The following is a 24573-nucleotide window of genomic DNA, read 5'->3' as shown; positions in this document are numbered from 1 at the left end:
CCGCCCAGCCCCCCCGTAGGAGCGAGCATAGCTCGCGATGCGCCGCGCAAGCGGCGCTCGATCCACGCATCCCCCCACACCCGCAGCCCCGCCAATGGCCTAATGCGACTATCTTTCTGTGCAATGACAACTAAATGAATGCGAAGATGTCATTCTTTGCAGGCCAGCGATCACAGGGGGATGCTGGCCTCAACGCACAGGAGCGAAAGGCACATGGCAGCACTGCACGGCAGCACGTTGGATGGCATCAAGACCCACCAGGCACAGCTGCTCAATGAGTGGACCACGAGCCTGCAAGCCAGCGGTGCCACGCGCAACATCAAGGAACAAACCGTCAATCAGGAAACCCAGGCGTTTCTGCAACTGCTGATCGACGGTCTGCAAGCAAACGCGGGCAGCGACATCGCCGCGCCGGCCTGGGACGACACTCGACGCTTCTTGGAAAAGCTCTCCACCAGCCGTGCCCAACTAGGCCACGACTCGCACCAGACGGTGAACTTCATCCTGGCGCTCAAGGGGCCATTGTTCAAGTTGCTCCAGGCCCACTACCGCGATGAGCCCGAGCGCCTGGCCGAACAGCTGTGGCTGGTTTCCGAGCTGCTCGACAGCATGGGCATGCACACCATCCGTATCTACCAACGCACCCGCGAGGCGGTGATCAAGCGTCAGCAGGAAGAGCTGCTGGAGCTGTCCACCCCGGTGGTCAAGCTGTGGGATGGCGTGCTGGCATTGCCACTGATCGGCACCCTCGATTCGCAGCGCAGCCAGACCGTGATGGAGTCGCTGCTGCAACGCATCGTCGACACCGGCTCGGAAATCGCCATCATCGACATCACCGGCGTGCCCACCGTCGACACCCTGGTGGCGCAACACCTGCTCAAGACCGTCACGGCGATCCGCCTGATGGGCGCCGACTGCATCATCAGCGGCGTGCGCCCGCAGATCGCGCAGACCATCGTGCACCTGGGCCTGGACCTGGGCACGCTGACCACCAAGGCCAACCTCGCCGACGCGCTGAAGTTGGCCCTTTCGCGTCTGGGTGTCACCCTCACTGAGCGGGTATAAAGCATGGAACGCATTCCGATCCTGCAAATGGGCGAATTTCTGCTGGTCACCATTCAGGTCGACATGCATGACCAATTGGCCATGCGCCTGCAGGACGACCTGACCGACCGTATCAGCTACACCTCGGCGCGCGGGGTGTTGATCGACATCTCGGCGCTGGACATGGTCGACTCCTTCATCGGCCGCATGATCGCCGACATCGCCAGCCTGTCGCGCCTCATGGATGCCCAGGTGATGCTGGTCGGCATGCAGCCGGCGGTGGCCATCACCCTGGTCGAACTGGGCCTGACCTTGCCCGGCGTGAGCACTGCACTGAACGTGGAACGGGGCATGCAGCGGCTCAGCCAGATCGTGAGGCGCGCATGATCGTCAAGGACAGCGGCAGCCTGCCGGTTCGCATCGAGCAGGATGTGGTGCTCGCGCGCCAGCTGGCACGCAAGCTGGCAGGCGAGTGCGGCATGCGCCTGGTCGACCTGACCAAGCTGGTCACCGCCGTCAGCGAGCTGGCGCGCAACACCGTGGTCTATGGCGGTGGCGGCGACATGGATTGGGAGGTGCTCGACGATATCGGCCGCCTCGGCCTGCGCCTGGTGTTCCGCGATGAAGGCCCAGGCATTCCCGACCTCAAGCTGGCGCTGACCGACGGTTGGACCTCGGGCAGTGGCATGGGCCTGGGCCTGACCGGCGCGCGCCGTCTGGTGCATGAATTCGAGCTGGACACCGTGCCTGGCGAGGGCACGCGGGTGACGATCACGCGATGGGCATGACCATTCTGGCCAGTCGCACGCTGGTGTTGCCGCTCGAGGAAGCCAGCCAGGTCGGCCACGCCCGGCGCACTGCGCACAAGCTTGCCGAACAGCAAGGTTTCGACGCCGAAGATGCCGGCCGCGTGGCGCTGTTGGCCACCGAGCTGTGCAGCAACGTGCTCAAGCACGCCCAGCGCGGCGAGTTGCACCTGCGTGCGGTGCCGGGCGCCAATGGCGGCGGTATCGAGCTGCTGGCAGTGGACCGCGCCCAAGGCTTCGACACCGGCACCTGCATGACCGATGGCTTTTCCACCGGCGGCACCCAAGGCATCGGCCTGGGCGCCATCGCGCGCCTGGCCCAGGTGTTCGATGTGCACACCGATGAGCGTGGCTCGGTGATCCTCGCGCGCCTGTACCGGCGCCAGGGCGAGCACACCGACCTGCGCATTGGCGTCAGCCATCACGCCCTGCACGATGACCCTGCCTGTGGCGATACCTGGCAGGTGGCGATCGACGGCAACTGCCTGAGCGCCCTGGTGATCGATGGCCTCGGCCACGGCCCGGAAGCCGAGGCGGCAGCGCAGGCGGGTGCCCAGGCCTTCGGCGCTGCCCCGTTCATCGACCCGACGTTGCTGCTCGAGCGCATGCACCAGGCCATGAACGGCACGCGCGGCGGGGCGGTGGCCATCGCCCAGCACAATGCCGACAGCCAGCGCCTGGTGTTTCTCGGCATCGGCAACATCGGCACGAACCTGGTCGATGGCGTCAAGGTCCGTGGCCTGGCCTCGCACCCGGGCATCGTCGGCAGCCAGTATCGCAAGGCCCAGGCCTTCGACTACGCTCAGGTGAATGGCAATTTGCTGATCATGTACAGCGACGGCCTGCAGTCGCGCTGGAAACTCGAAGACTACCCAGGCCTGGTGCATCGCCACCCGGCCGTCATTGCGACCGTCCTGCACCGCGACTTCTGCCGTGGGCGGGACGACGTGACGGTGCTGGTGGTCGACCTGGAGCCCATTGATGGTTGAACCCTTACCTGACCAGGCGGCTTTGCTGGACCGCTTGCAGGCCGAAAACGATGCACTGCGCGCCGAACTGGACGAGACCAACCAAGGCGTGCTGGCGCTGTATGCCGAGCTGGACATCCAGGCTGAGCAACTGCGCCAGGCCTCGGACCTGAAAAGCCGCTTTCTGTCGTACATGAGCCACGAATTTCGCACCCCGTTGGGCTCGATCCTGAGCATCACCGGGTTGCTGTCCGACGAGCTGGACGGCCCCTTGTCGGCTGAACAGCACCGCCAGGTCGCGTTCATCAGCACCGCCACCCGCGAGCTGTCGGACATGGTCGACGACCTGCTCGACCTGGCCAAGATCGAAGCCGGGCGCATCACCATTTCCCCGGCCTGGTTCGACATGTTCGACCTGTTCTCGGCGCTGCGCGGCATGTTCCGGCCGATCGTCGACGCCAGCGCCGTGGACCTGATCTTCGAAGAGCCGGTGGGCTTGCCCCGGCTGTATACCGACGACAAGAAGCTTGCGCAGATACTGCGCAACTTCATCTCCAATGCAGTCAAGTTCACCTCCCGTGGCGAGGTCAGGGTGTCTGCGCAGCTGCAAGGCGAGGACATGATCCGCTTCGCCGTCAGCGACACGGGCATCGGCATCCCCGGTGAGTTGCTCAACACCCTGTTCGAGGACTTCGCCCAGGTCGATTCGCCCTTGCAGAAACGTCTACGCGGCACCGGCCTCGGCCTGTCGCTGTGCAAGCGCTTCGCCATGCTGCTGGGCGGTGAAGTCGGGGTCACCAGCGAGCCAGGGATCGGTTCATGCTTTCATGTAACCATTCCGCTGGCCCTGGCCCAGGAGAACCTCGATGAAACCTGATGTGCGCCTGCTGATCGTCGACGACAACGCAGCGACTCGCTACGCCTTGCGCCGACGCTTGGGCGTGCACGGCTACGAGGTGCTCGAAGCCGGCACCGGCGGCGAAGGCCTGGCGTTGATCCGCGAGCAGCAGATCGACGCGCTGATCCTCGATGTCAACCTGCCCGACATGAGCGGTTTCGACATCGTCCGCCTGCTGCGCCAGGACACCCGCACCGCCTTGCTGCCAGTGATCCACGTATCGGCAGCATCGATCCAGAGCGGCGACATCATCACCGGCCTCAACGCCGGCGCCGACGCCTACCTGATCCACCCGGTGGACCCGGACGTGCTGCTCGCCACCCTGCGCACCTTGATGCGCGTGCGCGACAGCGAGCGCGCCCTGCGCGAGAGCGAGGCACGCTTCCAGGAGATTTTCCGTGGCGTTTCGGCGCCGATCGCCGTGCTCGACGCCGAGCTCAAGGTGCACGAGTGCAACCACGCGTTCGCCCACCTGGTGCAAGACAACCGCGACCCGTTGCAACTGCGCGAGTGCTTCGCCGACGGCCAGGCCCTGGCCCTGGAAGAGCTGCGCCAGCACCTGCGCGCCGGCAAACGCTGGCGCGGCAACCTGGGCATGCGCCTGCACGGCGAGCCGCGCGAGACTGAATGGCAGTTGTCGCCGTATCGCACCCCCGGCCTGTGCCTGGTGTTCGTCGAAGACATCACCGAGCACCGTCACCGCGAGCGCTCGCACCTGGCGCGCCTGGACGACGCCACCACCCAGCTGGCCAAGGAAGTCGCCCAGCGCGCCCGCACCGAAGCGCAACTGCTGCAACTGCAGAAGATGGACGCCCTGGGCAGCCTGACCGGCGGCATCGCCCACGACTTCAACAACCTGCTGACCGGCGTGATCACCAGCCTCGAGCTGATCCGCAAGCGCGTTGCCGAAGGCCGCACGGAAAAGGTCCCGCGCTACGTGGATGCCGCCCTGAGCTCCGCCAGCAGCGCCGCCGTGCTCACGCAACGCCTGCTGGCCTTCGCCCGCCAGCAACCGCTGGACACCCGCCCGGTCGACGTCAACCAGCGCGTTGCTTCGCTCGAGGAATTGCTGACCCGCACCATCGGCGAACGCATCACCCTCAGCCTCGACCTGTCGCAGCAGCCGGTCACCGCCCTGGTCGACCCGGTGCAACTGGAAAGCGCCGTGCTCAACCTGGTGATCAACGCCCGCGACGCCCTGCCCAAGGGCGGTCGCATCTGGGTCACCACCGCCACCGCCCAGGTGCACGGCGACCCCAACCTCAGCGATGGCACCTACGTGGCCGTCAGCGTGCGCGACAACGGCAGCGGCATCGAGCCCGAGCTGCTGGACAAGGTCTTCGACCCCTTCTTCACCACCAAGCCCCTGGGCCAGGGCACCGGCCTGGGCCTGTCGACCATCTATGGCTTCGCCCGCCAGTCCGGCGGCCACGTGGTGCTGCGCAGCGTGCTCGGCGAAGGCACCGAAGTGACCCTGATGCTGCCCGCCACCCAGGACCCGGCGATGATCGCCGAGCCTGAGGTGCAGGCGGACGTGCAGGGCAATGGCGAGCACGTGCTGATCGTCGAAGACATGGCCTCGGTGCGTGTGTCCGTCGCCGAAGCCCTGACCGATGCCGGCTATCGCTGCTCGCTGGCCTCGACCATCGATGAAGCGCTGGACCTACTGCGCCAGGATCCGGGGCCTGACCTGCTGCTGACCGACGTGGGCTTGCCGACCTTGAGCGGGCGCGAGTTGGCGGACATGGCGCGGATCTTTCGACCGGGGTTGCCGGTGCTGTTCATGACCGGGTATGCCGATGCGGCGATGGATCGGCAGGCGTTTCTTGGGGTGGGGATGGATTTGCTGGTGAAGCCGTTTCGGTTGGGGGAGTTGCTGGAGAAGGTGCGGCGTGGGGTGGGGGCGGGGAGTGGTGGGGCGTAACAGGCTTGCCCCTGTCCACGCCCTCTTTCATTAGCTCGCATCAGGGCCATCAACGTGCAGCAGTTGGGCGCCTGACCTCTCAAGATTCACGATGCATCTCAATCTGAAAAGGCTTTCCAAACGGATCGGTAGCCTGGAGTACGACCGCATCAGCTGCCACGGACTCCAGCTTGTATTCGTCGGACATGCCGCTAGGCATCGCGTCACTCAATCCCGGCAGAGGCTTGCCGGTGATTTTCTCGACCAGCAGCGGATCAATCGCGACTCCAGACAGCTCGAGGCTCTTCGGCGTCGAATTGATGGTTTGCAGCGTGATCGACATCCGCTCGCTGTCTGCAGTCCAACTGCCAGCGCCGACGATGTTGTAGATGAAAGTATACGGCTGCTGTTTGACACTGCCTTCGACGGTGATGACACCAGAGACGTTGTATCTGCCTTCGTGGAAAACGTTGGTAAGGCCTTTGAAATGCACGGTCCCGTCGGTGATGGGATAGGCGTAGTCACTGTTCCAGCGCCCTACGAGCTCAGGGTTGAAGGGGGTGATCGGGTTGAACAGGAAGTACAACGCTGCGATACCGGCCACGCTACTCAAGAACGATGCCAATGAAGCGAAGATCTTCAATGCCGGTGAAAGCTGTTTGAATCGCTCGAAAATACTCATGAATATCTCGCTGCTAGACATGATCGATTGATAACTCAGGTGCAGGTTGGGCGGCGCTTTTCTGCAATGACTCGCACACGTGCACATTCAACCGCACGAAGGTGTCCCAGCTCATCCGCTGGGCGTAATTGAGCTGATACTGCCGGTCGACCCGGCAGATCTCTGGGCGTGTTGCGTAGATCAGGCACTGTTTGCCGGCATCATCGTAATGCCGGCAAGCGCCGTCCCCGCGATCCAGGTAACGCGTCTGCTGCGCCAGGTGCACATTGCGGCAACACTGCCCACACTGGGTGCAAGGGAACGGCGTAGGCGTCATACCAGCGACGCCAGCCAGTTTCGCGTGCTCGCAGTGTTACCCACTTCGAATGGCAGATCGATACCGCGGGCCGTCACGGTCTGCTGCAGGATAGCGCTGCGTTGGATCTCGTCATTGCACGCAGCGAGCTCCTCGGTGAACGCCTGCAACTCCACCACGTCGAGGTTGAACTCCAGTCGGCTCAGCTCCATCAGGTAACGGTCCAGCTCGGCGTTGATCGCCTGGAATTCCCGAACGCTGCCGGCATGGGGCGTGAGCGACTCGATGAAGGCCCACAGCTTGTGCGCCATGGCGCTGTGCAGCAGGAAGTAGTTGAGGCCCAGGGTCACCACCCCGGTGACCAGGGCACCGGCGAATGCCGCCAGCTCGGTGCCGAACGGGAAGCTCAGGAGCGGCACCAGCTGCGTATAGGCCAGGGTGCCCACTACCGTCGCGGCGCCGACCGACAGCAGCGAGGTGACCGCCTGGCACTGTTCGACGAAACTCAATTGGTCGGGGTTGAAGACCATCACCTTGACGGCCTTGACCAATTGCCCCCACAGCTCGCGAATGATCTTGATCGCCATTGCCTGGGTGGTGGCGAAGATGTTGAACACGGTGGTCGTCAGGCTACCCAGCACCCCGGCAAACACACCGTCCTTGAACGCCACCAGAAAATCCTTGAATCGCGCCTGCACGCGCTTCCAGATGCCGTCGAGCGTCTTGCTGATGCTGTCGACGAACGCATCCAGGCTGAAGCGCTGCTTGAGCTTGTCCAGCAGCGCGGGCAGTTGCTCACGCAGCTCGAACCACACTTCTGCCATCACCAGCCCGAGCATTTGCCGCGTACCCATGGCCAGGCCTGCGGCGCCCGAAGCGCGGGCAGTTTGGTGCAGAAACTTGCTGCTGGTGTAGTACGCCGCGTTGATCTGCTGGTCGTAGGGTGCCCTGGCCTCGGCATCGCGCTTGCGCATGCCTTCAGGGTCTACCGCCTTGAGCTCCTTGATCTTGCTCTCGGTCTTGCGGATCTTGTCTTCCAGCGCCCGCGCTTCATTCTGCTGCTGTGGGGTTTCCCTCGGCATGCTGCTCAGGCGCGTGCGGTCGCCGGCCAGGGTTTTTTCGTGGTTGCTGATCAAGCCCGGTAGCTTGTTCAGATACTCATCGATGGGTGTTTGCTTCTTCGACTTGTTGACCGTCTCGTGAGTGGTCTGCAGGTTGCTGCTCTGATTGGCCAGCTCCACCCCATCGAGCCCGGCGAGGATGCGCCCGGCATCGCCGTGGATTTCCTTGGCGCTGATCACATGATCGAGGTTGCGCTGCTCATGCGCAGGCATGACGGTGTTGCGGTACGGGTCGACCAACGTACCCGCTGCCTGGCTGGCCTTATCGCGCTTGCCGGTGGCGACGTAGTTGGCGTGGCTGTGATAGGCCGCCGAGTCGTAGTGGGCAGTTTCTTTTTCGAAATGCTGGCGCTCGGCCTCCGTCGCCCATACCCCGTTGCGCACGTTGTGGAGGGTGTCCACCTCGCCGCCCTGTTTATCCTTGAACAGCAAGAAGTCCAGGCCGAAGCTGGTGGTGAGGCTGGTGATGACGGTTTTCTCGAGCTCTTCGGCCCAAGGGAAATCTCGCGCGGCGGCGTGCATGGAGGCGTCCTTGGCAAATGGGGGAGGGGCGCAGCGGGGCCGGGCAGCCCCGCCGTTCAATCAGGCAGGCTCGACGTGTGCCGCCTTGTCCTGGGTCAGGGTGATCTGTGCCTGCAGCTTGTCGTCGTTGAGAATCATCGAGCCGTCGGCGTCGGTGGCCATGACCGGCACGTCGTTGGCGTCCTTCACGACGTTGCCGTTGACTTCCTTGACCTTGAACAGCGGCGTGGTGATCAGGTCGACAAGGATGGCCGCCAAGGTGAAACCGTTGTTGATCGCGCGCAGGATGTTCTCGCTCATGCTGGCCATTTCTGCCTGCGGGTCGAGCTTGCGCGAGCGGATGTCTTCGATGCGCCGAGCCGCGTACTTGAGGTGTTCGAAGTACTTGTCGAACTGCCCGTAGACGGACTTCAGCACATCGTTGATATCGAAGGCGTAGTCTTCAGCCTTGCTCAACTGCTTCTGCGCCTTGCGCAACTTGCTGATCGCGCTGTCCACTTCCCGATCGGCCTTGTTGGCGTTTTTCAGCGCTTCATCACCGTGGCTGTCGTAGGCCCAGCCGGCAATCGCCAGCACCGGCCCTGCCACGGCAGCACCCAGAATCGCCGTGCCGCCGGCCATGCCCAGGCCACCGGTGGCCAGCGAGCCACCGCCAATCGCCGCCAGCGTCGCATTGGTCGCCGCGACCCCTGCCAGCGACGAGATCGCCGTGCCGGTCGATGCCGCACCCAGCGCCATCACGCCACCGTACACCGCAAACCCTGCCGCAGCGCCCGCAATACCGGCCCCTGCCGTGGCGCCCAGCACGCCAACGGCGGTGTAGCTATAGCTCTCGATGCTCTGCAGCTTGTGCTTGGGAATGTTGATTTTCAGCTTGTCCTGGCGGTCTGCGTTGAGCTTTTCCAGCAACGCGTTGGCCAGGGTCTTGAACTCATCGAATTTCTTGCCGATTTCCAACTCTTCCCGACCCAGCGCCTCAAGTGCCGCATTGGTGGCTTTTTCCTGCACATCGAAGGCGTCTTTCTTCTCGGCGTAACGCGCTTTGGCGGCGTTGACGATGTCGTCGGCTTCGGAGTGCTTCTGGTAGCCGTCGTAGCCTTTCTTGGCACCGTAGGCAGCACTCACCAGCGCCGCAGCGCCGAGGATCAGGGGAAGTGGCATGGCAATGTCCTTTTGATTATGAAGGTCAGGCAGGTTGCAGTTGCGGGGTTGTGTACGTGTTCTGGTAAAGCGCATGCATCGAACGAATCCGCTCGCGCACTTCATCCACCCAGACGTCCGGGGCATGCAGGCGAATGTTGTCGTTCAGCGCAAAAATCCACCAAAGCGTCTCGCGGTCCAGCGGCACGACGGCGTGCAGGCGATGCCAGCCTTCCAGCGAAACGCCGCTCAACGTCTGCTGTTCACTCAGCGGCGTCTCCTTGAGCAGCGCCGCGATCTGCGGACGCACATCCGCGATCAACTCCACCTGGCCATCGGCCTCGCGGAAGCTGAAAACGCCGCTGGCGATATAGGCATCCACATCGAAGCTTTCATGCGCATGCGCCGCCTCATCCAGCAGACGCACCTCGGCCATGCGGTGCAAGGCGAACTGGCGCAGATCGCCATAGCCCTCCACCGACGCCAGCAGATAGCTCACCGCATGGCGCGACACCAGCCCAGCCGGGTGCAGACGGAACTGCTTGAGCCCGCCCTTACTGCGGCTGTGATAACTGACCAGCAGCTGCTTGCGCTCCAACAACCCGGCCGAAACCTGCGCCCAGGTGTCTGCGCCCACCGGCGCCGGCAGCAAGGCTTTGCCATTGGGCAGCGAGCGCACCCGCCTGGCCCAGTCCGCCAGACCATTGCCGCCCAGACCGTTGAGGTAGTTGCGAGCGCGGCGGAATTGCGGGCCCAGCTGGTCCAGCACGCTTTGCGGCAGGATCGGGCTCAGGTGGCCTTCGGAGAGGAACAACGCCAAGGCCGTGGGCGCGTCCATGTCTTCCAGCCGCAGCGGCGCTTCGCGGGTGAAGCTCCAGCGGAACGGCATTTCGCTGTCATCGCACTGCAGCGAGAACGGGATCGACAACCGGCTCAGGTCGCGCTGGATGGAGCGCAGGGTCACCGAGAAGCCCCTGTCACGGAGCTTTTCCAGCAGCGTGGGCGTCGCGATCCGATGCGGTTCGGTGGGGATCAGCCGGAGCAAGGCGAATAGCCTTAGCAACGTGTCCTTGGCTTGGGACATTTCAACTTCCTGTCATTTGTCACAACTGGGCGCCAAGAGAATGGCGTCAAGATGGGGTGGATCGTACTTAAATGGATGGCGTTGTGCTATCAAATATTTCTGGTGTTGGGGTGGGGTGGGTGGGGGGCATTGGGTTTGGCACTTGGGGTGTGGGCTTATGGTCGGGGTCGGGGGCGACAGTCTGTGTCGCGTTGGGGACGAGGGTTGGCAGTGGTGGGATAGGAAGTGGGACAGGCGGGCTTTTAGGGTTTCTTTGTGCGTGGCTGCGCGGCGGGTCGGGGATGGGGTTTGGCAGTTGGGGCATTGGGTGAACCAGTGGAGGTTTGGGGTTAGTACTTCGGTTGGGGGGAGGATGGTTTTTTTCCAGGGGCAGTTTGGGCAGGTTAGGGTGTAGGGGAGGGGGGTGGTTGGCATGGGGGAGATATTCGCGTGGGGAAGGTGGTGCGAGGATGCGGGTGGGGGGCGACAGGGCTTGTCGTCGCGAGAGCCGGGGTAATCTGAACTGGATATGTAAGGCATTGATTTAAAAATATTTTTACGGTTATATTTTTCTTTTGGAATGCCATTTGGAATGCCGATAGGATTTGCTTGGTACCTCGTGCCACCTTAAGGGGGTATAGCTAGCGTTCAGCTAGGTATACTCCAGCGTCAGTCTCCATCCTCACCAGGTTCTCAATAATTTGAGCTCGTTTCAGCCCGTGCGCCTTCGCTAGCGCATCAAGCTGGGCGATCACCGTTTTCGAGAGAATGACGTTGACCTGCTTCTTGTCGGCGGTACGCTCGTCAAATTGCTTACGACTCCATCGCCTTTTGATCTCTCGAAGTATGGCCGTCCGTTCGTGGCGGCCTATATCCCCTTGATCGAAAAACATCAGCAGCTCTTGGTAGTTGCTGATTGGCGTTTGCCTAGTGCGCGGCGACAGATGATTTTTTTTAAGCCACTCCCAGGCACAGGCACAGCGTCTTTCGCTCTCCTTTTTATCGGTGAACCATTCGAACTCACTGTCCTTCTCCTTGTGCCTGAGCCAGTCACGGTGAAGCTGTTCGACCTCAAATGCCTTTTCGACGATATCGATATCCCAAAGGTCGATCATGCCAATGAGGCGATCTCTGCCGATGAGGTGGACTAGGCCGTGAGGCAGGCGCAAGCCAGTCATTTTCTCGGTCTCGCGGATCAGCCATCGATGCTGCCGCTCATCCTCTTCGATCCACTCCAGCTTCTCGTTTGGAAGCAGGAGTCGATCTTTCTCTCGGGGGATGCGGGACAGTGGGTGCCGACGGTCCCTCAGGGCTCTGGCTATCTCGTCACGCATGGTTAGGCCATTGCAGGTTCTGAGGTCAAGCCTCGCCTCTTTGTAATGGTAGAGGTGCAGCCATAGCCAGATGTCGTGGCGATGGTTTCGATGAGGTTCTTGGAGCAACTCGCTCAGCCTGTCTGCATCTTTGTTACGCGCGTAATTGTCAGTCTTCACATTCTTTCAATCCCGATTTAAGGGTGTTTCCGGTACGGGTTTCATCTGATTCTACATCTATTCTAGATTGATTCTAGCCAGGTTCTTTGTGAATTCTATGCAGTCTCTATGGCGATTCTAGAATAGAATTTTTCGTGTGAACGCCATTTTTACTGGGGTTTCAGTAGGTTTTCGACTGTTTTTCGAGTTTTCTAAAGTAGAGTAACTGCGAGCCAGTGCTATGGCCTAAGTCAGCACTCGGGGGGGCAGAGAATTCACGGATGTACGTTCACGGGCTGTAGGTGACTTCGAGGAGCGCCAGCGGATCAGCCCGTCAGTATTTTTTTACCGTCTCTGCCAATCCTCTGAACGAATACGAGGAGCCCCGTTCATGAGGATCATCCGCCTGAAAGAAGTCATCGATTCGACCGGCCTTGCTCGGTCGACCATCTACAAATACATCGGGGAGGGCACCTTCCCGAAACCCGTCTCGCTGGGGGACCGCTGCGTCGGTTGGGTCGATAGCGAGGTGCACGACTGGATTCTGGTTAGGATCGAGGAGCGTGACCTGGCAGAGGGTATTGCGGTGCGCGGCACTGGCCACCTGAGTGTGGCCAGCTAGAACTGAATGACCATTTGCGCCATGACTGGCTACGGCTGGTCATGGCGTTTATGCCGCTTGGGAAGGTTCTGTGTTCTCAGCTAACTCTCCCAGGATGCGATTTGGCAAATCTCTCGGTCGGCAGGGTAATGTTGCTCCCCATTGCTAGGTCTCGCTGGGAGGGTTGATAATGTGCTGGGCTGCTTCTAGTAATATAGCTATTAACTATCAATGAATATAAGTCAATAGTTATTGGTGCCACTCCAGTACGACACCTATTGCAGAGGCAGGGATAGGTCATCGGTTAAAAAAAACACAACACGTGCCTGGTATGCACAACAAGCAACCAGGTACCCATCCATGACCAATCGTAAGACGTACACCCACCTTTCCCAGTCCGACATTGCTCTTCAGATCGAGCGACTTGTCCAGGCCGCCGAAGGTTCCGATTTACCGGCATACCGAATCAAGCAAGCCTGCACAGGGTACGAACGCATCCAAGAGACTCGGCTCTCTTGGTACTTCGATCATATCCAGCAGATGGTCGACCTATTCGAAGGTCGTACCGAATACAGCTACAGCGAGCACCTGCAAGCGTTCAAGGCTGCATGTCAGGACATCGGGCTGGAGCGCCACCCTGATGGCCCTGCCTGTCTGAATGAGGAGGGTACGGCCTACCTGGATCATCATCACAGCATGAACGTCTTGGTCGCCCGGATACGCCAGTTGACTCGTGAACGGTGGTATCTCCGCAGGAAGCATGACCTCCGCCACCAGGCTAAGGAGCAAGAGATCCAAGTCTGCGACTACGCCGATGCCTTATGTGAGCTCTACTCGCGCATCACCATCATCAGGGTCGACTTCCACTACCGTTCTGAGGCGCATGGCAGGCTGCGAGTCGAGCACGTGTTTGATGACCTGGATGAACTGATTGCCAAGCACAAGCGCAATCCGATTTTTGACCACCTCATCGGCCACATCTATTCGGTGGAGCAGGGAGACAAGAATGATGGCGGGGGCTACCACATCCATTCTGCCTATTTCTTCAATGGCAACGTGGTGCAGGGCGATGTCTACAAGGCCATCCAGCTCGGCGAGCTATGGGAAGACATCACGCATGGTCAGGGCTACATCTACAGTTGCAACCACGACAAGGAGAAATACGGTGACGAGTGTGGTATCGGCCGCATCCTGAGGAGTGATCGAGCAATTCGGCGCCATGTGCACAAGGCGGTGAAGTATCTCGTCAAAAATGCTCAACATCTGCGCTTGAGACCCGCGGGGGCACGAGGCTTGAGGGTGGGGCAACTGAAGCGATCTCGCCGGGGTGACAGGTGACGCAGTTGTTGCTGAGTTTTTGCTACGCGCAGCCCGAAGCATCGAGTAGGGTAGGTTGGCGATAGTCACAGCTCACATTGATTGCATACCCGTCACGTGAGTGTGCGATCTGCCTCCTTTGTTTACGGATGAGAAATGGGCAGGTCGCATTGGTCACGAAGTCTCGATATGGTTGAGGCTCGCCAGTGATCAGGAGGCTCCACCATGCTTATCGCTGATAACAGTAAGTGAGCCCTTGTCGATACTGGTCGTCCCACTGTTGTTGCTGGGTTTGGCACGCCTGACATCCTGACATATGGCAGCTGCGTTGATTAAGGTGAAGCGGCGCAACGGTGATGTCCGGTGTGCATGGCGGTGGGGGCGATGCGGTGACCTGAAGAAAATGTGACGGTAGGGGGCATTGTGCCGATTTTCATTGGTTGGGATGTTGGTGGTTGGAACTGTGACAAAAATCCGGCCAGTCGAGATGCTCTGGTGGTTCTGGATAAGCAGTGCCGAATCTTGGGAGCGCCTTGGCGAGGCAATTTGCGCAAAGTGATCAATCAGGCCAACGATAGTGTCGATTTCATCGCGCGGCTGCTGGCGTTGTGCGGGCTGGAAGATCATGAGTATTTCCAGGTCCCGGTGGTGCTGGCCATCGACACCCCACTGGGGTTCTCTGTTGCGCTGAGGGAGCTATTCGCAGGAAAGCCATCCGGTCCCATCGGTAACTCCTCTAGTAACCCCTATCTGTTCCGGTATACCGAGCGTCTCCTGTTCGAAAGGGGGCTATCGCCGCTGTCGGCCATCAAGGACATGATCGGCAGCCAGGCCACCAAGGGCATGCATGTGGTGGCGCGCTTTGCTCCGGTGATTGAACGCTGTGGTGTCTGGACAGACACGCTGCGGTTGAGGGTCATCGAAACCTATCCGGCTGCTTGCAAACATTCGCCAGCCATGGCCGCCCTCCGTGCTGTCAGTGCTACGGACACTGGCCTGGGGCATGCCGACCAGGACGATGCCTTGATCTGTGCGCTGCTTGCGTGGCTCTTCCATTGCCAGCCGGAACAATTGGTACAGCCGGATCCTAGCGTGGATCTGGGGGAGGGCTGGATCTTCGTGCTAGCTGATGGCTTGGCACCTGCGGGCTGAGCTTCTCAGCCCCAGAAGTTGTTGCTGATTCTCCTTACAGCTGTGTTTTCCGCCCGGCGATCAAAGCAGTCACCAACCCTCTTCAGAGCGTTGTGACCTTCCTCGCTGTTGAGCTGTTGGATGCTCTGCCGGAAATTCGGATATGCGTCCCTGCTTGGCGGGGTAAACCAGTTCATGGAGCCGCAGTTCGAGTTGGATGTGGCCTATGCCAACTATGTGGCGAGATTGCAATCGAGCATGAACATCAGGCTGATGTGCATAGGGCGCGGCGATGTAGCGAGAACATCCGTGTCCAAAACTGCCTCCCGGTGAATTGACTGAATCGGCAAAAAAACGCAATGCATTGCTTTACCCATGCTTTGCCAGTGGATAAGGTGATCGTCATCGCGAAATGCTGGGTTGAAATGTTCCAGGGATGGCTCTCTATAGGCGCAGGTTTTTGCCAGGCCCCTAGCGTCAGTTTCCCTCTGATTCCTTCCGGTCTATTTGTCGCCATATTTTGCTTTTGGCTGGCCCGTGTTGCGGCGGGCGGTAGGGGAGTGTCGTGGATGAATGAGTTGGTTGAGGCCTTACTGGCCGCCGTTCCTGCCGATGGTTCCACTATCGGTAACCAGTCGCTATTAGAGCGGCTCAGAGTTCAGTTCCCTCAGTTAACTGATGAGCTCTATTGGGAAACACGCGGCGCTCTGATTGATCAGGGGGTGCTGCAGACCGGTAAAGGTCGTGGTGGTTCCGTGCGGCGCACTGACGTTAAGGTTCCACCAGCAAGTGATTGGGTTCACTTTCTGCGTAGCTATGGACCATCATCGTCCAACTTGGCGATGTTCGACGAGTATGTTTCGAGGGCGTTGGCGCAGGCAGGAGTCCAGCCAATTAGCCTGTCAGCTCCTTTGTTAGAAGACATGGTGCGGCACATTGAATCCAAGGTACCAGGGTCTATTTTGATCGCCGGCACAGCTGGTGATGGTAAGACCTACCACTGCCGTGCCCTGTGGGAGCGCATTGGTGGAGACCCTAAGGATTGGGCCGCCAAGGGCAACGTTAAAGAGTTGCAACTGACGGATGGACGCTTGGCAGTCTTCATCAAGGACCTTTCCGAGCTCAATGGCGAGGAGAGCGATCTGCCCTTGCAGCGACTGGAAAGATCAGTGCTAGAAGGTGATGACTCCGAGGTCGTGATCCTAGCTGCAAACCATGGTCAGATTCTTGATCGTCTTCGTGATTTAGGTAGGCGCCAGGAGCGTGATCACCCACTACGCAAACCTCTGCAAGAACGTTTCTTACAGGCCGGCCCAGCCCCTGAGCGCTTAGCGGTGTTCGATCTTAGTCGCTCGACAAGCCGTAAGACGTTAGACGAGGTGGCTATGGCAGTCGCAGGGCATCCCGAGTGGGCCAATTGCAAGCACTGCGCGCTTCAGAGCGACGGTAGAGTTTGTCCCATTGACGAGAATCGCCGCAGACTTTTGGGTGAGTTAGATGGTGGTCAGCTCTCTCGCCGCTTGGGCGATTTGGTTGAAATTGCCAGGCACAATGGGCTGCATCTCCCTATACGCGACCTACTTGCGCTTTGTTCGAACATGATTCTTGGTTGCTCCGATGCCAAGCAGGCAAAGGACAACCTGATGACCTGCGCTGATGTCGCGAAGATCCAGGAAGGAGGCGACCTTGGCAAAGCTAGTGTCTATGCCAATGTCTTCGGAGCCAATCTCATTAAGCGAAGGACCTCTGGTCGTCCTATCTTCAAGGCGATGTCCAGCTTCGGTGTGGGTGATGAGTCCACCAATGCTGCTGATGGATTGCTTGTTTATGGCAAGGATGATTCACGACTGCAAGCCGACTTCGGCCGCTTGGTCGCGAGCGATCCGATATATGGGTCTACGACTGCCTTTCGCGCAGCCCAAGACGCCTATTTGGAAGGGTATGAGGGAGCTCGCTTGGAAGGAGGGGCCACCGAGTTTTTAGCGATGCTCGAAGACCAGCGACGCAGGCTGTTCTTCACACTTCCTGATGGGGAAAGGGGCTATCCGCATTGGTCGATGACAGCCTTCTGCTTTGCTGGGGACTACTTGCAAATCATCGCGGCGCTCAAAGCGCAGAAGCCTGTGAGCGAGACGATTCGTGGGCGCATCACTAAGGGCCTGAACCGAGTATTAACAGGTCTTCTTCTCGAGAACGAAGATCGCATCTTCATCGCCAGTTCGGGCGGTTTCACTCAAAGCAGGGTGAGTGTGCTTTGTGACTACGAGACGCTTTCCCGTAGGCAGAGTGGCGTTGGTATGGCGATCAGGCTTGTCGAGGAGACAGGCCGTCCTCGACTCGACATTTCGTTTGCTACGGGGCCGGGCAATTCGGTCGCATTCGACTTGACCCCTATCCGTCATGAGTTTCTCTCGCGTGTGGCTGAGGGCGCTTTGCCCGCTAGCTTCTCTAACGAGTGTCTCGAAGATCTGTTGGCTTTCAAGGCGAGGCTCTTGCGTAAGGCTGAGATCGTCAAGAAGGCCAGCGTGACTGGAGACGATGACGAAATCGGTGGCGAGACCTCCGTGCTGACACTCAACTTCATCGATATTGAGCCCGGTGGTCGAGGTTTTTCGCGCCCTGTGACTGTGAGGGTCTCTGAATGAGTGCAATTATCAAAAGGCCTGAGATTAGAAGCGTCGATTTTTGCGTCGACGAGAACATCTGGGGGCATCGTCTTTATGATGAGCAGCTTCCTCACCTGACGGTTCTGGAGTTTTTGGGCGTACTTGGCTCGAATCTGGATCAACCGCTTATGCCTCACCAAGAGCAGGGCGGCGCGGTCATGTTCAAGCCTCAGCGGCAAGTCCGCTTACGTGGGTTGCTGTTCAACAATCCCTACGTCGAATCGATTGCGCAGAGCGCCGCGTCTGATGAGGAGAAATGGAAGCAGTGGTTTGAGCGATTTAGGCAGGGAGCTACTGGTAATGGTGATGAAGATATGGCCTATCTGCGTCGCTCATTTACCAGCTTTGACGACTTCGCAAAGGCCATTGAGCTGCTGCGCTCGTCGTCATTCGAGTCTCGCAGTAACAAGCGTTGGAGTTCCAAGTTCGTCTTTCCTTTCGGCCCCGATGCTCTTTATGAGGACTTGGCGATCAATGCGAAAGGGAGCATGAGCAACGATCGTCGCTTCTTTGCTCGTACAGGTGAGCTGCTCTATCTCATGCTCACACGTGCCAAGCGTGGAGCGGAGCTCGGTGACAGCCTCGCCAAGCGTCTATTTGATCATGAGGCCCCGATGAATCGTTTGGTCAGGGCTTTGCAAGGAGCGCCGCAGAGTGCCGAAGAACCACGGCTTTCGGGTTATCTACCGGAGGTTGCCAATAATCGTTTCGACCAAATCTGCAACGACTGGTTATCGATCTTGAACAAGGATATGCCGATCTACGATGCCTTGGAGCATTTGATCGCGATCACTGGCCTAAACATGCTGCTCTACTTCTTGGAACGAGCTAAGCGGGTAGCAGGTGATGACGATCCGGTTGAAATCGTCTGCGAAATTGTCTCCAAGGAGCGCACGAAAGTGAGAGCGCTCTCTGGCGATAGCTATCAATTCAATCACGGGTTGCCAGCAAAGGCAGTGCGGGCTCATGTCGAGTCGATCCGGTTGGATGTTGGGTGGGTTGGGGCTGAATCTAGGGGCTCCCCAGATGCTGAGCGAGTGAAACTCATGCGCGATCGCTTTCAGTGGCCACCGACTGATGGTGGCGACGATGAGGACGTTGCCGATAAGAGTCCAGAAGAGTTGGTAGCCAAACTGGTCGAGAATGCCTTAGCGCGTCATGAACAGCATGTCGGCAAGATTCATGCGTCATGGTCGCGTGCAATCGGGCTCAGCTCACGCAGGCTCTCAAGACGCACCCGCTACGCCCCGAACGATAGGTTGCTTAAGTCGATCGTGGTGTCCATCGTGGAAGACCGGATGCAGTTCGATGAGTTTCTTGCTGAAGCCAAGAGCCGATATGGTCTGGTAATTGGTGATGCCGAGGGGGCGCGCTTAGTCGGTGCCAAGCTTGTTGACCAAGAAGAGCTCAGCGAAAACCGGAACAATCTTGAAGCCCGTCTCGTCAGCTTGGGCTTAGTTCGCAGGCTTTCCGACTCATGCTCGTTTGTAGAAAACCCATTCGCGTTTCAGGGAGAGGTCGCATGCTGAACGATCGCATTATTGGGCGCGTCGGTGCAGACATTCTCGCCCAGCGCATATCGAATCCTAGTCAGTCTGGTGATTTGGCCGCGCTCTTCAGGCTAGACAAGCTTTCAGCCAGTCAGATTGCGGCAGTCGCGCGAGCTATTCTCGCCAATCCGGATCTGCTCGCCCAAGTAGACCTCATGATCCCAGAGGCTCTGGTAGGAGGCCAAGGTCTACAGCCGGACATTCTGATTCCACATAACGCTGGCTACGTGCGGAACAACGCTCTCACCGCCAAGGCGGCGATTCTTACGGCCAATGGCAACGAGCACAATCTTGCGGACACGTTGGGTCACGTCATGGCCGTAGGCGCCAAAGAGATGCGGGCCGATCCTGAGCCGTGGGTCGAGGCCACGCTCCACTCGGGCGGCATTTCACCAGTGTCCGAGGACCGAGCGGTGTTCCATGCGGCACTTGGCGGGCTATTAGCAGCCTCGGAACTTTCGTTAGTGCAGCTTGGAGAATTTTGCTCTGCAATCGTCGAGGCTGTCGCCACACATGGGTTGCCCATCCGTGATGCGGTTGGCTTCGCTTTGCCATGCGCAGGACTTCCCAGAGACAGCACCTTCTTCTCTAATGCCAAAACTTTTGGAGCATTGCGCAAGCCATGGCACAAAGCATTTATCAAGCTCTTTGCTCAGCGTGCCCCACTGCTCAAAAAGCTCCGCCAGAATGGTTTACCTCTTGACTCGGAAGAGATCACCGAGCGAATCGAGGCGAATGCTGCAGAAATTTCGGAGGGGGCCCGCCAAGCTCTCGAAGCCTTCGCCGCCGCCCCCGCTGGAGATCAAGAGACATCCGAGGCCCTCGCCCGATTCGAGTGGGAAAGCGATGGCGTATACCTTGCCTTCGACAAGCCCAAAGATAAACAACTTGGCTTAGCAGAGTCGACAATCCGCTTCTTCGATCATGAGTGCGACCAAGAGGACTCACTTGATGCTGAGAGCCGTAAGCTATTGGAGGACTTGAAGGGCCGTGAGCGACGCTCAGACTTCACTGAGGAGGACGAAGAGTTTTTCGTGAAGCTGCGAAGACTCTTGGAGCAAGACGCCAAACTTTGCTCTCGGTGGGAAAAAGCTCTCTATGGCAAGCCCATCGATTGCAATGACTTCTTCGAGGGCTTCGCCCGGGTGGTCAATAGCTTGCATGCCGGCCTTCGCGATCCAGAGGGAGAGCGGATTCTGCGCTTCACGGTGACCAAGGGTCGCAAGGAGTGGCGCGAGCGATTCAACTACGACGCCGGTAGTTACTTCTCTGCAATGTACCGAGGCTTAAAGGAGCTCATGGGCTCCAAGGTTGAGTGGAGGGTCGAGCGGCTGGGAAACACAAACTTGCCTGACCCCCTCTTCGACTATGAAGCCTTCTTCGCCAAGGAGAAGGAGCTTCGTAACGATAAGAAGAGCAAGGTTCGACCGAACCAGTCACTATCGCGCTTAGCCCTGCAGATCAAGTTTGATGTGGCTTTAATTCAGGTTGCTAAGGACAAAGAGACTGTGCTGGCTAAGACGCAGCTCCTTTGGAGCTACAAGCCCACAGCGATTGGCTTGTCGCTGACTGCTGACATGCGTCGCCTCTTGGAGAAAGGAGCAGTAGGTTGTACTGAGGTTCCCCGCAAATTAGTGAGTAAGAAGGGGGGCGTACAAAACGTCTCTTTGCTCGACACCGGGACGTTGGAGGCGACGTACTCGACTGATGCAGGTTCACTGGTTCCTGCGGCTAGTAAGCTCCAAAGCCTGCGCCATGTGATTAAGACTCGGGTCAAAGAGCTCGCCGAAGAGGGTAGGCTGACGGCTCATCAGCACAGCGAGGTAAAGGCTTCTTGGAATAAGTTCGAGGAGGATTATATCAAGGCGATGGAGGACTTCGTCGCGACTGGGCTGCATGGCGATGCCGTTTTGCGTCAAGCGGAGTCTTACGCCGAACTGTTGAACACCCTGATGACACATGCTCGTGGTGACGTTTGTCGTTCGCGACTGGTTTCCGAAGTACTATCGGCGGGCACGGTTCGTGTTGCTGGCGACAACCCAGCAATTATCATCCCGCCGTGGCATCCAGAACGAATGAAGGCCCTTGCAGTAAAGACGCGGCGCGTTGCTGGTTTCGCCACCCACTTGCTATCCAGCGATAGCATTCTCTATGGCGATCGCGAGATTTTCATGCGGGAGCTCTCTGACGAGATCGCTCATCCATTCTATCCAGAGATTGCAGTTCTCAAGCAGGGCGGCGCTTTGGCGCTGGTTTCGGAAAGCAGCACAATCAATGGATATAGCCTTTTGGAGTCGCCCACGCGTGGTAGTGCGGAAGCTATGACCGATGTTGATCCAACGGCTGCAGCCAAACAGGTGCATGAGCTTTTGGGGCGCTATGTGGGGCTGCAGCCCCACGAGGCAAACAACCTGAGCGTCGTACTTTACAACGCTGATGCAGCCGAGCTGCCGCTGGCCACCGTGCGCGAACTATCCTCACTCCAAGAGGATGGCCAGTTCCAATGTAGCGTTTCTGTACGCCACTCAGATCCAGGAAAGCTGCGACGAGTCTATGGTGAGCTGGTTAACAAGGCCGGGGACGATCCGGATCTGCCAGTGGTCAGCGAGACCAGCGATAACTTTATCTCGAAGTTACGTATTTCTGTGACACCCCTCTCGGCGACCCCTATCGTGAGTGCGCAAGGTTTCAAAGCTTTTGATGTGGCTTTCCTGCATGACGTGGTCGCGCGGGAGGCTCAAACAGAGTGGCTTCCTGTGCAGTGGACTAATGACCGACCAATCTTGGATCATGCGCCGTCGCGCTGGTCTTACCGAAGCGTTTCGGGCGAGAACGAGCTGAAGTCGACCACATTCCTTGCCTGTCCGTGGCAAACGGCTTCAGGCTGGGCATATGTGTCGGCTGTCGCCGCGGTGTGCCGTCAGACGGACGCTATGCCAGAAGAGCGATTCCTACCGGCGCGTCGTATTTCCCTACAAAGTCCGGCGTTGGCTGCAATGATCAAGGACGCGCACGATCTGGCCGAATGGGTGGCCACATACGACGAGCTACTCGACAAGCGCCAGCTCCAGCACAACAACATCACAGTGGTGCGCTACCGTCGAGGCTCGACGAACGGCCGCAATATGATCGTAAGCTCGACCTCGGAACTCCGGTTGTTGGGCGTGTTGGTTCGCAGGCGATTGGAAGAGTTGAATCTTCAGCTCGGATCCGATGAGCTCCAAGCCGCTGCCGATAAGGCGAAGCGCGACGCGCTTTCAGTCTCCGGAGATATCGTACTGCGTGCGGCCAAGCGAGGCGTCTCTGCCGGAGAGATGCTTGGGCTTGTGCTAAGTCGTTACTTGCTCGCAGAGGAGTTCCTGGCCTCTGCGAAGGGTGGGCAGGTTTTGACCGCCTATTTCCTGCTTGATGATTACGCGAGTTGGTTATCCCAGCCGGAAAGCCGCATCGCGGACATTTTGGCGCTCAACGTTGAGGAGCACGAGGAAAGCGTCCGCGTCGTCATTTCAATTGTCGAGTCGAAATATGTCAGTGCCGATGCTCTGGCTCAGGCTCGACGAGGCTCCAAGGATCAATTGCTGGCAACATTGGGCATGTTCCGAGAGGCTCTTTTTGGTAATCCAGGACGTCTTGATCGGGACGTTTGGTTAGCCCGTTTAGCCGATATGCTTTTGGATGCTGATGTTCCGCCGGGTATGACGGGCTTGATGGAGCGCGCTCGTGCCAAGCTGCGAGAGGGCGATGTAGATATCTCGCTGCGTGGCTATTCGCATGTCTACGTCCATACCTCGGACGCGGGCTCTGCCTCAGCGTCTGAGCAAGAGCTCCTGGATGAGTCTGAAGGCGTGATGGCTTGGCAAGAGGTATTTGATCGACCAGATCTGCGAAAGCTCGCCGAAGCTTATGCCAAAGGTTCTGGTGGCCACGAGGTTCGAACAGAGCTTGGGCCCCAGCAGCCTTGGAGGGGACACTGCTTCAAAATGCCAGCCCCACGAGTACCATGGTTGTCCGCAATCGGACAGCTATCGGGTGGACAGATTGATACCTTTGTTGAGGACACTCCGCTGTTAGACAAAGGGAAAACGGTGGCGACGTTGGATGGCCTTATGGCCGCTTCCTCAATGCCGACAGAGGAGCAGGCTCTCGCCCCTGCAGCTAATGTTGACTCAGTCTCTAACCTGATTTCCGACACGCCACCCAGCTTTGGGGGGGAGCTCTCTTATCTGGTCGCATCGAAATTTTCTGGCGGTGCACAAGCCGATGCCGAACGGGAGGAGTGGGCTCAAGACGTCACTAAGAAGCTCAAGTCTGCGCTCAACAGCTACGGTCTGCAGGCGGCGATCCTCGGCACTCGATTGACTCCAAACGGCTGCCTCGTTCGTTTGGCGGGCTCTGATCGGTTACGTGTCGAAGATATCGAAAACAAGCGAACGCAGCTCCTCACTACCCACGCGATCAACCTCGTAACTGTCCAACCTAAGCCAGGCGAGATTGTAGTGACAGTTGCTGGCGCAAAGAGGCAGGCTGTGTCGCTGTGGGAGCTTTGGTCGCGTCGAGAACTTAATAGAAACGTCGCAGGTATCAATACCTCATTCCTTCTGGGCCTTCAGGAGATTAATGGCGGGCTGCTGTATCTGAACTTGGGGGCGGAGTTCGGTGGGCTTTCATCTCATGAACCGCATTCATTGGTGGCCGGGGCTACGGGGAGTGGCAAATCAGTACTAATCCAGGCTCTTCTCTTGGATATCGCTGCAACCAATCCCAAGGAGCTGGCCCAAATCATCTTGATCGATCCAAAGATGGGGGTGGACTACGCGCCATTGGCCGATTTGCCACATATGCGTGATGAAATCATTACCACCAAGGAAAAGGCCGCCGAGGTTCTCGACGCTTTGGTTCAAGAGATGGAGGATCGCTATCGCTCCTTTGCCAAAGCTAGGGCTCGCGACTTACCGACCTATAACTCGAAAGTCTCAACCGAAGAACGTCTGCCAATGGTCTTCTTGGTTCATGACGAGTTTGCTGACTGGATGCTTGACGATGCTTACAAAGCAGCAGTGGGGGCAGCGGTTCAGCGATTGGGCGTAAAGGCCCGCGCGGCAGGTATCCATCTGATCTTCGCGGCACAACGGCCTGACAAAGATGTCATGCCTATGCAGCTTCGAGAAAATTTAGGCAATCGCTTGATCTTGAAGGTATCCAGCGAGGCGACCTCAAAGATCGCGCTCGATCGGCCGGGCGCTGAGTTGCTGTTGGGTAGGGGGCATCTTGCAGCCAAGCTCAATGGAGAGCAGGGACTGGTTTTCGCGCAAGCCCCATTCCTTTCCGATCAGGATATTGAGGCTACAGTAGCCGCCATCCGTTTGGAAAATTCAAATAAGTAATTCAGGAGAT

The 24573-nt window shown here is 58.7% G+C and carries 18 protein-coding genes; 12 read left to right on the top strand and 6 right to left on the bottom strand.

The window, feature by feature from the left end; genetic code table 11:
- The first annotated feature begins 213 nt into the window (after positions 1 to 213).
- The 6 genes from ACLEJW_RS20205 to ACLEJW_RS20180 are packed head-to-tail and all read left to right on the top strand — an operon-like array spanning position 214 to position 5640.
- Positions 214 to 1065, top strand: a complete 852-nt coding sequence (locus tag ACLEJW_RS20205) for an STAS domain-containing protein (RefSeq protein ID WP_440778128.1) — start codon at positions 214 to 216, stop codon at positions 1063 to 1065.
- Positions 1066 to 1068: 3 nt separating this feature from the next.
- Entirely contained in the window at positions 1069 to 1431 is a 363-nt protein-coding gene (locus ACLEJW_RS20200; protein WP_145190653.1) for an STAS domain-containing protein, read from the top strand.
- Positions 1428 to 1832, top strand: a complete 405-nt coding sequence (locus ACLEJW_RS20195) for an anti-sigma regulatory factor (RefSeq protein ID WP_145190656.1) — start codon at positions 1428 to 1430, stop codon at positions 1830 to 1832. Before ACLEJW_RS20200 ends, ACLEJW_RS20195 begins: the two co-directional genes overlap by 4 nt.
- Positions 1829 to 2839 carry an ATP-binding protein gene (locus tag ACLEJW_RS20190; RefSeq protein ID WP_440778130.1) on the top strand — a complete coding sequence of 337 codons (1011 nt, stop codon included), beginning with the start codon at positions 1829 to 1831 and terminating at the stop codon, positions 2837 to 2839. Before ACLEJW_RS20195 ends, ACLEJW_RS20190 begins: the two co-directional genes overlap by 4 nt.
- Complete coding sequence (locus ACLEJW_RS20185) at positions 2832 to 3695, top strand: sensor histidine kinase (RefSeq protein WP_145190660.1); 864 nt, start codon at positions 2832 to 2834, stop codon at positions 3693 to 3695. The genes ACLEJW_RS20190 and ACLEJW_RS20185 overlap by 8 nt, the downstream gene beginning before the upstream one ends.
- Positions 3685 to 5640 (top strand): response regulator, encoded by a 1956-nt coding sequence (locus ACLEJW_RS20180; protein ID WP_313457851.1) that lies wholly within the window; start codon positions 3685 to 3687, stop codon positions 5638 to 5640. The genes ACLEJW_RS20185 and ACLEJW_RS20180 overlap by 11 nt, the downstream gene beginning before the upstream one ends.
- A 79-nt stretch (positions 5641 to 5719) precedes the next feature.
- Here ACLEJW_RS20180 and ACLEJW_RS20175 read toward each other — a convergent pair whose 3' ends face one another.
- The 6 genes from ACLEJW_RS20175 to ACLEJW_RS20150 all read right to left on the bottom strand — a co-directional run bounded on the left by ACLEJW_RS20175 (position 5720) and on the right by ACLEJW_RS20150 (position 11935).
- Positions 5720 to 6301, bottom strand: a complete 582-nt coding sequence (locus tag ACLEJW_RS20175) for a hypothetical protein (protein WP_145190666.1) — start codon at positions 6299 to 6301, stop codon at positions 5720 to 5722.
- 13 nt (positions 6302 to 6314) lie between these two features.
- Positions 6315 to 6617 (bottom strand): YkgJ family cysteine cluster protein, encoded by a 303-nt coding sequence (locus ACLEJW_RS20170; RefSeq protein ID WP_145190669.1) that lies wholly within the window; start codon positions 6615 to 6617, stop codon positions 6315 to 6317.
- On the bottom strand, positions 6614 to 8239 hold the full coding sequence (locus ACLEJW_RS20165) for a hypothetical protein (RefSeq protein WP_440778127.1): 1626 nt from the start codon (positions 8237 to 8239) through the stop codon (positions 6614 to 6616). Before ACLEJW_RS20165 ends, ACLEJW_RS20170 begins: the two co-directional genes overlap by 4 nt.
- 60 nt (positions 8240 to 8299) lie before the next feature.
- Positions 8300 to 9400, bottom strand: coding sequence for a hypothetical protein (locus ACLEJW_RS20160; protein ID WP_440778126.1), 1101 nt, complete (start codon positions 9398 to 9400; stop codon positions 8300 to 8302).
- 25 nt (positions 9401 to 9425) lie between these two features.
- The gene (locus ACLEJW_RS20155; RefSeq protein WP_313299927.1) at positions 9426 to 10463 is read right to left on the bottom strand and encodes a helix-turn-helix transcriptional regulator; all 1038 of its coding nucleotides are present in this window, start codon (positions 10461 to 10463) and stop codon (positions 9426 to 9428) included.
- Between the two features lie 620 nt (positions 10464 to 11083).
- Complete coding sequence (locus ACLEJW_RS20150) at positions 11084 to 11935, bottom strand: hypothetical protein (protein WP_440778125.1); 852 nt, start codon at positions 11933 to 11935, stop codon at positions 11084 to 11086.
- A 370-nt stretch (positions 11936 to 12305) separates the two neighbouring features.
- Between ACLEJW_RS20150 and ACLEJW_RS20145 the strand changes: the two genes are divergently transcribed.
- The 6 genes from ACLEJW_RS20145 (at position 12306) to ACLEJW_RS20120 (ending at position 24563) form a co-directional block, all read left to right on the top strand.
- On the top strand, positions 12306 to 12536 hold the full coding sequence (locus ACLEJW_RS20145) for an AlpA family transcriptional regulator (protein WP_440778124.1): 231 nt from the start codon (positions 12306 to 12308) through the stop codon (positions 12534 to 12536).
- Between the two features lie 339 nt (positions 12537 to 12875).
- Positions 12876 to 13853 (top strand): hypothetical protein, encoded by a 978-nt coding sequence (locus ACLEJW_RS20140; protein WP_440778123.1) that lies wholly within the window; start codon positions 12876 to 12878, stop codon positions 13851 to 13853.
- A 402-nt stretch (positions 13854 to 14255) separates the two neighbouring features.
- A complete protein-coding gene (locus tag ACLEJW_RS20135; protein ID WP_440778122.1) occupies positions 14256 to 14984 on the top strand; it encodes a hypothetical protein in 729 nt (242 codons plus the stop codon).
- A 548-nt stretch (positions 14985 to 15532) separates the two neighbouring features.
- Positions 15533 to 17608, top strand: coding sequence for a hypothetical protein (locus ACLEJW_RS20130; protein ID WP_440778121.1), 2076 nt, complete (start codon positions 15533 to 15535; stop codon positions 17606 to 17608).
- Positions 17605 to 19158, top strand: coding sequence for a hypothetical protein (locus ACLEJW_RS20125; RefSeq protein WP_440778120.1), 1554 nt, complete (start codon positions 17605 to 17607; stop codon positions 19156 to 19158). The genes ACLEJW_RS20130 and ACLEJW_RS20125 overlap by 4 nt, the downstream gene beginning before the upstream one ends.
- Positions 19152 to 24563: an FtsK/SpoIIIE domain-containing protein gene (locus ACLEJW_RS20120; protein ID WP_440778119.1), complete on the top strand. Its 5412-nt coding sequence runs from the start codon at positions 19152 to 19154 to the stop codon at positions 24561 to 24563. Before ACLEJW_RS20125 ends, ACLEJW_RS20120 begins: the two co-directional genes overlap by 7 nt.
- The last annotated feature ends 10 nt before the right edge of the window (positions 24564 to 24573 follow it).

The sequence above is a fragment of the Pseudomonas sp. SMSB3 genome (assembly GCF_052041965.1).
Taxonomy (GTDB): domain Bacteria; phylum Pseudomonadota; class Gammaproteobacteria; order Pseudomonadales; family Pseudomonadaceae; genus Aquipseudomonas.
The sequence above is the reverse complement of the archived record's forward strand: the minus strand, read 5'-3'. Positions and strand labels throughout refer to the sequence as shown.